The 10,172-nt window shown below is 72.1% G+C and carries 9 protein-coding genes; 6 read left to right on the forward strand and 3 right to left on the reverse strand.

The window, feature by feature from the left end:
* The first annotated feature begins 118 nt into the window (after positions 1 to 118).
* The 3 genes from CR470_RS08400 (at position 119) to CR470_RS08410 (ending at position 4,340) form a co-directional block, all read left to right on the forward strand.
* The gene (locus CR470_RS08400; protein WP_097866931.1) at positions 119 to 1,591 is read left to right on the forward strand and encodes an amino acid permease; all 1,473 of its coding nucleotides are present in this window, start codon (positions 119 to 121) and stop codon (positions 1,589 to 1,591) included.
* Positions 1,592 to 1,895: 304 nt separating this feature from the next.
* The gene (locus CR470_RS08405) at positions 1,896 to 2,963 is read left to right on the forward strand and encodes a glycerophosphodiester phosphodiesterase family protein (RefSeq protein ID WP_097866932.1); all 1,068 of its coding nucleotides are present in this window, start codon (positions 1,896 to 1,898) and stop codon (positions 2,961 to 2,963) included.
* Positions 2,964 to 3,104: 141 nt separating this feature from the next.
* On the forward strand, positions 3,105 to 4,340 hold the full coding sequence (locus CR470_RS08410) for an epoxide hydrolase family protein (protein WP_097866933.1): 1,236 nt from the start codon (positions 3,105 to 3,107) through the stop codon (positions 4,338 to 4,340).
* Positions 4,341 to 4,367: 27 nt separating this feature from the next.
* Here CR470_RS08410 and CR470_RS08415 read toward each other — a convergent pair whose 3' ends face one another.
* Together CR470_RS08415 and tkt are read right to left on the reverse strand one after the other, a co-directional pair.
* The gene (locus CR470_RS08415) at positions 4,368 to 5,039 is read right to left on the reverse strand and encodes a Dps family protein (RefSeq protein ID WP_097866934.1); all 672 of its coding nucleotides are present in this window, start codon (positions 5,037 to 5,039) and stop codon (positions 4,368 to 4,370) included.
* A gap of 78 nt (positions 5,040 to 5,117) precedes the next feature.
* Positions 5,118 to 7,337, reverse strand: a complete 2,220-nt coding sequence (gene tkt / locus CR470_RS08420) for a transketolase (protein ID WP_097866935.1) — start codon at positions 7,335 to 7,337, stop codon at positions 5,118 to 5,120.
* Positions 7,338 to 7,651: 314 nt separating this feature from the next.
* Between tkt and CR470_RS08425 the strand changes: the two genes are divergently transcribed.
* From CR470_RS08425 to CR470_RS08435, 3 genes are all read left to right on the forward strand, one after another.
* Positions 7,652 to 8,293 (forward strand): superoxide dismutase, encoded by a 642-nt coding sequence (locus CR470_RS08425; protein WP_097866936.1) that lies wholly within the window; start codon positions 7,652 to 7,654, stop codon positions 8,291 to 8,293.
* A gap of 170 nt (positions 8,294 to 8,463) precedes the next feature.
* Entirely contained in the window at positions 8,464 to 8,799 is a 336-nt protein-coding gene (locus CR470_RS08430; RefSeq protein ID WP_097866937.1) for a metalloregulator ArsR/SmtB family transcription factor, read from the forward strand.
* Positions 8,796 to 9,545 carry a DUF2071 domain-containing protein gene (locus CR470_RS08435; RefSeq protein ID WP_097866938.1) on the forward strand — a complete coding sequence of 250 codons (750 nt, stop codon included), beginning with the start codon at positions 8,796 to 8,798 and terminating at the stop codon, positions 9,543 to 9,545. Before CR470_RS08430 ends, CR470_RS08435 begins: the two co-directional genes overlap by 4 nt.
* A 5-nt stretch (positions 9,546 to 9,550) precedes the next feature.
* On the opposite strand, the gene CR470_RS08440 is transcribed toward CR470_RS08435, so the two are convergent.
* Positions 9,551 to 10,172, reverse strand: a 622-nt coding sequence (locus CR470_RS08440) for a hypothetical protein (protein WP_097866939.1), incomplete at its 5' end; no start/stop codon positions are given.

Genomic DNA, 10,172 nt, shown 5'->3' on the forward strand with positions numbered 1-10,172 from the left:
ATGTGCACCTTGTGTGAGCCTGGTGACCGTATAGCGGACACCTGTTCCGTGTGAGCGGTACGGATGTTCAGACTGTGGGTTCATCCCCCTTGTCTCAGCTACCGAACAGAGCCCGTCCATGCCTCGGACCTCCGCGTCGCCCCCCACCGCTGACTCCGCGGCCCCCGCCGGCCCCTCGGCGGACTCCGCGCTCACCCACGGCCTCAAACAGCGCCACCTCTCGATGATCGCCCTCGGCGGGGTGATCGGCGCCGGGCTGTTCGTCGGCTCGGGCGCCGGGATCGCCGCGGCGGGGCCCTCGATCGTCGTCGCCTACGCCATCTCCGGGCTGCTCGTCATGATGGTGATGCGCATGCTCGGCGAGATGTCGGCCGCCAACCCGGCGTCCGGTTCCTTCTCCGTGCACGCCGAGCGGGCGATCGGCCCGTGGGCCGGGTTCGCCGCGGGCTGGTCCTTCTGGTTCCTGCTCTGCGTCGCCGTGGGCCTGGAGGGCATCGGGGCCGCGCAGATCGTCAGCGGCTGGCTGCCCGGGACGCCGGAGTGGGCGTGGGTCGCCCTGTTCATGGTGATCTTCCTCGGGACGAACCTGGCCGCCGTGAAGAACTTCGGCGAGTTCGAGTTCTGGTTCGCCGCGCTCAAGGTCATCGCGATCACGCTGTTCCTGGTGCTCGGCCTGCTGGCGATCCTCGGCGTGCTGCCCGACACGGACGCGCCCGGCCTCTCCAACCTCACGGGGGACGGCGGCTTCCTCCCCCAGGGCATGGACGGGTTCATCATCGGACTCCTCGCCTCCGTCTTCGCGTACGGCGGTCTGGAGACCGTCACCATCGCGGCGGCCGAGTCGGAGAACCCCGTGCAGGGCGTCGCGAAGGCGGTCCGTACCGCGATGTGGCGCATCGCGGTGTTCTACATCGGCTCGATGGCGGTCATCGTCACGCTGGTCCCCTGGGACGACCCGAAGGTCGCCGAGGTCGGCCCGTTCTACGCGATGCTCGACCACCTCGGCATCGGGTCGGCCGCGCAGATCATGAACGTGGTCATCCTCATCGCGCTGCTCTCCGCGATGAACGCCAACATCTACGGCGCGTCCCGCATGGCCCGGTCGCTGGTCGCCCGGGGGCAGGGCCCGGCCGTGCTCGGGAAGATCACCTCCGGGGTGCCGCGCAACGCCGTGCTGTTCTCCTCGGTCTTCGGATTCGCGTGCGTGCTGCTCAGCTACTGGCGGCCGGATGACGTCTTCCCGTGGCTGCTGAACATGATCGGCGCGGTGATCCTGGTGGTGTGGATCTTCATCGCGGCCTCCCAGCTGATCCTGCGCGGCCGTACCGAGCGGGAGGCGCCCGAGAAGCTGGTCGTGCGGATGTGGTTCTTCCCCGTCGGCACGATCGTCGCCCTGGTGGCCATGGCGGGCATCTTCCTGCTGATGCTGCGCCAGCCGGACACCCGGGACCAGCTGCTGGCCACGGGTGCGCTGACCGTGGTGCTGATCGGCATCGGTCTCGTACGTCAGCGGCGGCGGGGCGACACCGGCGGGAGCGGCGTCGGCGACGGCGGCGACGGCACGGCCGAGATCCCGGCGCAGCGGAAGTAGCGCCGGTTCCCGCACGCCTCCCGGCACCGGTTCCCGCACGCCTCCCGGCACCGGTTCCCGCACGCCTCCCGGCACCGGTTCCCGCACGGCTCCCGGCAGCGGTTCCCGCACGACCTCTACGAACGCCGGGCTCCTCCTCGTACGATCGGGGTGGAGCCCGGCGTTTCGGCGTCCGGCGTTCCGGTGTGTGGTTCCGGCGCTGCGTGCACCCGTGACCAACAGGACATCGCAGGGCCGGGCACCGTACGCCGGGCCGTCATCCGCCCTCGCTTCCGTGGTGGCTCCACCCACCCGAGGAGCCGTCATGTCCGTTGCCCCCAGGCGTCGTTCGATCCTCCTGGCGACCGCCGCCCTCACCGCCGCGGCCACCGCCCCGGCCGTCGCCGCCCCGGCCGGCCGGCACCCCCACCGCCCTTCGGGCCCCCTGGTCATCGGGCATCGCGGCGCGGCGGGCTGGCGGCCCGAGCACACCGCGGACGCGTACACCTATGCCGTACGGGCCGGGGCCGACTGGATCGAGCCGGACCTCGTGCCGACGAAGGACCACGTCCTGGTCGTGCGGCACGAGAACGAGATCGGCGGGACGACGGACGTCGCCGGCCGCCCCGAGTTCGCGGACCGCCGCACCACGAAGACCGTTGACGGCAAGGCGGTGACCGGCTGGTTCACCGAGGACTTCACGCTGCGCGAACTGAGGACGCTGCGCACGGTGGAACGGCTTCCGCTGGTCCGCGACCGCAACACGGTCTTCGACGGGCGGGGCTCGGTGATGACCTTCCAGGAAGTGATCGACCTGGCCCGGCGGCTGTCCCGGGAGTCGGGCCGGCGGATCGCGGTGTTCCCCGAGACGAAGCACCCGACGTACTTCCGCTCGATCGGGCTGCCGCTGGAGGAGGAGCTGATCCGGGTGATCCGCCGGAACCGGCTGACCGCCCGGGACTGCGTCGTTCAGTCCTTCGATCCCGCGAGCCTGCGCCGGGTGGCCGCGGCCCGCCTCGGACTCCCCCTGTGGCAGGCGCTGGGCACGAGCGGCGGCCCGTACGGGCACGGGGTCTCCTACCGGGACATGATGACCCCGGCCGGGCTGCGCGAGATCGCCTCGTACGCGGACTGGATCGGCCCGGACAAGTCCTCGCTCGTCCCGCCGAGCACCCTGCTGGCGGACGCCCACGCGGCAGGCCTGAAGGTCGGGGCGTACACCTTCCGGGCGGAGAACCAGTACCTCCCGGCCGCGTACCGCCGGGGCAGTGCGCCCACCGCCTTCGGCGACGCGTTCGCCGAGTACGCCTTCCACTACGGGCAGGGCGTGGACGCGGTGGTGACGGACTTCCCGGACCTCGCGGCGCAGGCGAGGGACGACCTGCGGGCATAACTCCCGCCGTGCGGGGGCGGGTTGCCCGGCGGTCCGGATGTGGGCCGTCGGGAAGCGCGGGGCGGGGCGGACGACGGCGCGGGGCCGGATGTGGAAACGTTCCGGTGACAGCGCTGCCTCCTTCCCGGAAGGGACCACGCCATGACCGCCCCGCACGTTTTCCCCCTGGAGCCCACCCCGATACACGTGGCCGACCGGGTTCTCGACGACCTGCGCGCCCGTCTCGCACGGACCCGGCCGCCGCTGGACGAGGGGAACGAGGACTGGTCCTACGGCGTTCCGGACCGTTACCTGCGCGAGCTGGTCGCCCACTGGCGGGACGGTTACGACTGGCGCGCGGCCGAGGCCGCCATCAACGCCCACGAGCAGTACCGGGTGAGCGTCGACGGCGTCCCCGTGCACTTCATGCGCCGGCCCGGCCGGGGCCCCCGCCCGATCCCGCTGATCCTCACCCACGGCTGGCCGTGGACGTTCTGGCACTGGTCGAAGGTGATCGGCCCCCTCGCCGACCCGGCGGCGTACGGCGGTGACCCGGCCGACGCGTTCGACGTCATCGTGCCGTCGCTGCCCGGTTTCGGTTTCCCCGGCCCGCTCACCGGCTTTCCGGACGTCAACTTCTGGAAGGTGTCCGACCTCTGGCACACCCTGATGACCGAGACACTGGGGTACGAGAAGTACGCCGCCGGGGGCTGCGACATCGGCGGGATCGTCTCCAGCCAGCTCGGCCACAAGTACGCCGACGAGCTGTACGGCATCCACATCGGCTCCGGGCTCCCGCTCGACTTCTTCACCGGCCCCCGCGCCTGGGACTTCGCCCGGAACCGGCCCCTCACCGACGATCAGCCCGCCGACGTCCGCGCCCGGGTCGTCGAGCAGGACCGCCGCTGGGCGCCGCACCTCGCCGTGCACATGCTCGACGGCGCCACCCTGGCCCACGGGCTCAGCGACTCCCCCGCCGGGCTGCTCGCCTGGCTGCTGGAGCGGTGGAACGCCTGGAGCGACAACGGCGGCGACCTGGCGTCCGTCTTCAGCGCGGACGACCTGCTGACCCACGCGACGATCTACTGGGTGAACAACTCCATCGCCACGTCGATGCGTTACTACGCCAACGCCAACCGCTACCCCTGGGCCCCGGCGCACGACCGCACCCCGGTCGTGCAGGCACCGGTCGGCCTCACCCTCGTCACGTACGAGAACCCGCCCGGCGTCCACACCGCCGACGAGCGCGTCCGGGCGTTCGAGAACGGACCGCAGGCGGACTGGTTCAACCACGTCAACGTCAACGCCCATGACCACGGAGGCCACTTCATCCCCTGGGAGAACCCCGACGCGTGGGTGAGCGACCTGCGCCGCACCTTCCGCGGCCGTAGGCCCTGAACCACCTCGTCCAGGGCCCGGGCCTCCTCAGCGGGTGGTGCGCCTGCTCGCCGTGGTCTTCTTGGCCGCCTTCTTGGCGGTCTTCTTCGCCGGGGCGGGCAGTGCCGTCTTCTTGGCGGGGGTGCGCTTGGCGGCGGCCCGCTTCGGGGACGCGGCCTCGGCGGCCGCTTCCTCGGTGACCGCGCCGGCGTTCGACAGGGTGCCGGAGCCGGACTCCAGGTGGGCCCGGACGAACCACTGGAACTGCTCCAGGCCGCGCAGGTGCTCGATGAGCAGGTCCTCGGTGACGGGGTCGATCTCGCCGGCCTTCTCGACCGCCTCACGGTGGTCCTCGATGATCCCCGTGTAGACGAGGTCCAGGGCGCCGAGGTGGGCGATGGCGTCGGCGCGGCCGACGCTGTAGTCGTCCCAGGTGCGCTCCCTGACCAGGGCGCCCGGGGTGCCGTTCGGCTCGCCGCCGAGGGCGGAGATGCGCTCGGCGGCGGCGTCGGCCATGTCCCGTACGGCGGCGGTCTGCGGGTCGAGCATCTCGTGGACGGCGATGAAGTGCGGCCCGACGACGTTCCAGTGGATGTGCTTGAGCGTGAGCGCGAGGTCGTTGAGCGCGTGCAGGCGCGGCGTCAGGAGGTCGATGACCTGTCGGCCCTCGTCGACGCCGAGGCCGGGAACGGTGTAGCGGGGGGTGCGTGCGGGGGGCATGGGGCTCCTCTGGGGGGGGGTGAACAGCGGTGATGGTTGATGGTTGACGGTGGTGGTGGTTGTGGGGGGGGAGGTCGCCTAGCCGACGTCTCCGGTGCCGCCTTCGACCGGGGCGGCGCCGGCGCGCTCCCCGCCGGGCCGGACGGCTCCGGCCGCCGCGCGGATGCTCTCCTGTGCGGCGTCGGCGACGGCACGGGGTGTGATGCCGAACTCCTCGTACAGGCGCTCGTAGGCGGCGGACGCGCCGAAGTGCTCCAGGCTGACCATGCGGCCCGCGTCCCCCACCACGTCGCGCCAGCCCTGGGCGACGGCTGCCTCGACGCTGACCCGGGCCCGGACCTCGGGCGGCAGGACCGCGTCCTGGTAGGCGTACGGCTGCTCGGCGAACCACTCGCGGCAGGGCAGGGAGACCACCCGCGCGTCGCGCCCCTCGGCGGCCAGCAACTCCCGCGCCTCCAGAGCGATGTGGACCTCCGACCCGGTCGCGACGAGGATGACATCGGGCGTCCCGCCCCGGCTGTCGGCGAGTACGTAGCCGCCCCGGGCGGCCCCCTCGGCGGGGGCGTACGCGTCGTCCCCCCGCTCCAGGACGGGCAGCGGCTGCCGGGTCAGGGCGAGACCGGCGGGCCGGTCGTGGTGCTCCAGGACGGTGCGCCAGCACACGGCCGTCTCGTTCGCGTCGGCGGGCCGTACGACGTCGAGGCCGGGGATCGCGCGGAGGGCGGCGAGCTGCTCGACGGGCTGGTGGGTGGGGCCGTCCTCGCCCAGGCCGATGGAGTCATGGGTCCAGACGTAGGTGACCGGGAGCTTCATCAGGGCGGCGAGCCGGACGGCCGGGCGCATGTAGTCGCTGAAGATCAGGAACGTACCGCCGTAGGGGCGGGTGAGGCTCTGCAGGGCGATGCCGTTGAGGATCGCGCCCATGGCGTGCTCGCGGATGCCGAAGTGGAGCGTGCGGCCGTAGGGGTCGCCGGGGAACTCGTCGGTCTGCTTGCGCTCCGGTACGAAGGACGGCTCGCCCTCCATGGTGGTGTTGTTGCTCCCCGCGAGGTCGGCCGAGCCGCCCCACAGTTCGGGCAGCACGGGGGCCAGCGCGGTGAGCACATCGCCGGACGCCTTGCGGGTGGCGATGCCCTTGGGGTCGGGGTCGAAGACGGGCAGGCTGTCGGCCCAGCCCTCGGGGAGCCTCTGCTCCCGCAGCCGGTCGAGGAGTCGGGCGCGTTCGGGGTGGGCGGCGCGCCACTCCTGATAGCCGGGCTCCCAGGCGCGATGGGCCTCGGCGCCGCGCTCGACGACCGCGCGGGCGTGCTTCAGCACGTCGTCCTCGACGGGGAAGTCGGCGTCCGGGTCGAAGCCGAGCAGCTTCTTGGTGGCGGCGACCTCGTCGTCGCCGAGCGCGGAGCCGTGCGCCTTGCCGGTGTTCTGCTTGGTGGGCGCGGGCCAGCCGATGATCGTGCGCAGCAGGATCAGGGAGGGGCGGCCGCTCTCGCTCTTCGCGGCCTCGACGGCGGCGAGCAGGGCGTCGACGTCCTCGACGTAGTCGCCGGTCCGGGTGAAGTCGACCGTCTGGACGTGCCAGCCGTACGCGGCGTAGCGGGCGGCGACGTCCTCGCTGAAGGAGATGTCGGTGTCGTCCTCGATGGAGATGTGGTTGGAGTCGTAGAAGACCACCAGATTCCCGAGCTCCTGGTGTCCCGCCAGTGAACTGGCCTCGGCCGTCACACCCTCCATCAGGTCGCCGTCGGAGGCGACGACGTACACGTGGTGGTCGAAGGGGCTCGTGCCGGCCGGGGCGTCGGGGTCGAGGAGGCCACGCTCGCGCCGGGCCGCCATGGCCATGCCGACGGCGGAGGCCAGCCCCTGCCCCAGCGGCCCGGTGGTGATCTCGACGCCCCTGGTGTGCCGGTACTCCGGGTGGCCGGGGGTGGTGGAACCCCAGGTGCGCAGCGCCTCCAGATCCGCGAGCTCCATGCCGTAGCCGCTCAGGTACAGCTGGATGTAGAGGGTGAGGCTGGAGTGTCCGCAGGACAGCACGAAGCGGTCCCGGCCGAGCCATTGGTCGTCGGCCGGGTCGTGCCGCATCACCTGCTGGAACAGCAGGTACGCCAGCGGGGCCAGGCTCATCGCGGTGCCCGGGTGGCCGTGGCCCGCCTTCTGTACGGCGTCGGCGGCCAGCACCCGCACGGTGTCGACGGCGCGGACGTCGAGCGGCTCCCAGCCCGCCGCGTCCGCGAGGGGCGGGGCCAGTCGCGGATCGCGACCGTCGTTCGGGCCGTTCGGCGTTTCGGGGGGTGCCATCAAGTCCTCCTGATCAGCGGGGCGGGGCGGGCAGCGGACGGCGCGACCGTGGTCCCGGCCCCGTGCCGCCCGGCTGCCTGGCCGGGTCCCCCGGAACGACGGGACCAAACGCGCGACGGCCACGCAGCACGGAATAAGGAGCAAATCACCTTTGGCGGGCAAACGGGAGGAAGGGAGGGGGAAGGGAAGCGCGGTGCCGTTGGTCCTAGGCCGAAGGGCTGATCATTTCGGAGCACTCCTGCTGTTAGCCTGCTCTTGCACATAGGTTGCAATAACAACTGGACGGCATTCCCAGCAGTCGGAGGGCTCGCATCATGGCCACGTACACGCTCCCGGAACTCCCGTACGACTACGCGGCGCTCGAACCGGTCATCAACCCGCAGATCATCGAGCTGCACCACGACAAGCACCACGCCGCGTACGTCAAGGGCGCGAACGACACCCTGGAGCAGCTGGAAGAGGCCCGCGACAAGGAGGCCTGGGGCGCGATCAACGGCCTCCAGAAGAACCTCGCGTTCCATCTCTCCGGTCACATCCTGCACTCGATCTACTGGCACAACATGACCGGCGACGGCGGCGGCGAGCCCCTCGCGGCGGACGGCGTGGGCGACCTCGCCGATGCGATCACCGACTCCTTCGGCTCCTTCGCGGGCTTCAAGTCCCAGCTGACGAAGGCCGCGGCCACCACCCAGGGTTCCGGCTGGGGCGTGCTCGCGTACGAGCCCGTGAGCGGCAGGCTGATCGTCGAGCAGGTCTACGACCACCAGGGCAACGTCGGCCAGGGCTCGGTCCCGGTCCTCGTGTTCGACGCCTGGGAGCACGCCTTCTACCTGCAGTACAAGAACCAGAAGGTGGACTTCATCGAGGCGATGTGGCGGGTCGTCAACTGGCAGGACGTGGCGAAGCGTTACGCCGCCGCCAAGGAGCGCGCGGACGTGCTGCTGCTCGCCCCCTGACCGGGCACCGGCACGCCGCCCCACCACCACGGACGTCCTGCCTCGTGATCGTCTTCTCAACCTTCACCTCGGCAGGCGGATGAACGGAGAGCCCCCGCGAGGACATGACTCGCGGGGGCTCTCCCATGGCACCTGTTTAGCTACTTAGCTCATGTGCTAAACATGCATCCATGGATTCACCCGCCGCAGAAGAGGCGAGCGCCTTCCGCGCGCTCGCCGATCCCACCCGCCGCCAGATCCTGGAGGATCTGCGGGGCGGCGAACTGGCCGCCGGGGAGATCGCGAGCCGTTTCTCGATCAGCGCCCCGTCCATCTCGCGCCACCTGGGCGTGCTCAAGGGGGCCGGGCTCGTCACGGAGCGCCGGGACGCCAACCGCATCCTCTACTCCCTCGCCGAGGAACGGCTCGCCATGTGCGTGGGGCGCTTCCTCAGCGCCGTGTGCCCCGAGCAGATCGTGCTCCGCACCACCAAGTGGCGCTCAGCGCCGGAAGGCGACGCCTCATGATCCGGACCCGGCTCTCCAGCGTCATCGAACGCCGCCTCCTGGTGAACTACCGGGTCGACCCTCACGTCGCCGCGGCCCTGCTGCCCGCGCCGCTGCGGCCCCAACTGGTGCGCGGTCAGGCGGTGGCAGGGATCTGTCTGCTGCGGATCGGCGGCGTCCGCCCCGCATGGGCCCCCGCCGCTACCGGGCTGACCAGCGAGAACGCGGCGCACCGCATCGCCGTCGAGTGGGACGGGCCGGACGGCGTCGAGCGCGGCGTCTACATCCCGCGCCGTGACACCGCCTCCCGCCTCAACGCCTTCGCGGGCGGGCGGATCTACCCGGGCGAGCACGGCCGCGCGGACTTCACCGTCCGGGAGGACACCGGCTCCGTACGGGTGGCTTTCGCGACCCGGGACGGCGAGGTGGAGGTGGACGCGACCGTGGAGCCCGCCGACGAGCTGCGCGGCAGTGGGCTGTTCACGGACCTGGCGGAGGCGTCGGAGTTCTTCCGCCTCGGCAGCCGGGGCCTCTCCCCCAACGCCGGCGGGGACCACCTGGACGTCCTCGAACTGTCCACGGACGCCTGGAAGGTGACGGCGGGCCGGCCCCATTCCGTACGCTCCTCGTTCTTCGAGGACCCGGACCGCTTCCCGCCGGGCAGCGCGGTGCTGGACAGCGCGCTGGTGATGCGGGGCGTGGCGGCGGACTGGTCGCAGGGGGAGCCGTTCCGGCTGGGGTGCGGGGCGGGGGCCGTGGCCGCGTAGGGCGGTTACCGGACCACGGGCCCGGCTGCGCACCGGGCCGGGAACAGGACGGCGGGCGGGGCGATTTCATCGGGACGTACGCCGTCGACGCGCAGGCACGCGTCTGGGCCCCCGCCCGCCTCCGGTGGGTGAAGAAGGACGACCCGTTCGAGCGCGGTGACGTGGCCGGCGCGGTGGAGCTCCGCCGCCTGAGGCCCGTCCGGAAAGCGTCCCGCGAGAGTCCCGAGAACCGCGATGCCGTCCCCCTCGGCGATGACCTCCTGGGCATCGAACCGCCAGTGCCCGGCCGCGTCGGCGAGCAGCCGCTTGCCTTCGCGCCCGCGTGCGGCGAGGAGGCCGGAGCCGCTTCTGAGGTGGTCCGCGAGTGCGCAGCAGATCGGGGCGGCCTCGGCGTACGGGGTCGCCACCCGGGTGTACTGGTCGCGGGTGGCGAACGCCAGGGCGTCGTCGAGCAGCCCCAGGGCGGTCGCCCCGGCCGCCGGGTGCCCGTGGCGGGCGATGGCGAGGAGGAGGGGAGCAGCGGCGACGGCGGCGGGAAGCACCGCCCCGCTGTGATCGTGCACGAGTCCGCCGCCCGCCAGGAGCGAGCCGGCGTCGGCGGCCCGGACGAGGCCCGCCGCCGTGGCG

Origin of the sequence: Streptomyces sp. rh34 (assembly GCF_002551245.1) — a bacterium.
Classification (GTDB): Bacteria; Actinomycetota; Actinomycetes; order Streptomycetales; family Streptomycetaceae; genus Streptomyces.

Bases quoted from the DNA above. Each gene is read 5' to 3' on its own strand.
- CR470_RS08400 (WP_097866931.1), top strand. From the start codon at position 119: ATGCCTCGGACCTCCGCGTCGCCCCCCACCGCTGACTCCGCGGCCCCC.
- CR470_RS08405 (WP_097866932.1), top strand. From the start codon at position 1,896: ATGTCCGTTGCCCCCAGGCGTCGTTCGATCCTCCTGGCGACCGCCGCC.
- CR470_RS08410 (WP_097866933.1), top strand. From the start codon at position 3,105: ATGACCGCCCCGCACGTTTTCCCCCTGGAGCCCACCCCGATACACGTG.
- CR470_RS08415 (WP_097866934.1), bottom strand. From the start codon at position 5,039: ATGCCCCCCGCACGCACCCCCCGCTACACCGTTCCCGGCCTCGGCGTC.
- tkt (WP_097866935.1), bottom strand. From the start codon at position 7,337: ATGGCACCCCCCGAAACGCCGAACGGCCCGAACGACGGTCGCGATCCG.
- CR470_RS08425 (WP_097866936.1), top strand. From the start codon at position 7,652: ATGGCCACGTACACGCTCCCGGAACTCCCGTACGACTACGCGGCGCTC.
- CR470_RS08430 (WP_097866937.1), top strand. From the start codon at position 8,464: ATGGATTCACCCGCCGCAGAAGAGGCGAGCGCCTTCCGCGCGCTCGCC.
- CR470_RS08435 (WP_097866938.1), top strand. From the start codon at position 8,796: ATGATCCGGACCCGGCTCTCCAGCGTCATCGAACGCCGCCTCCTGGTG.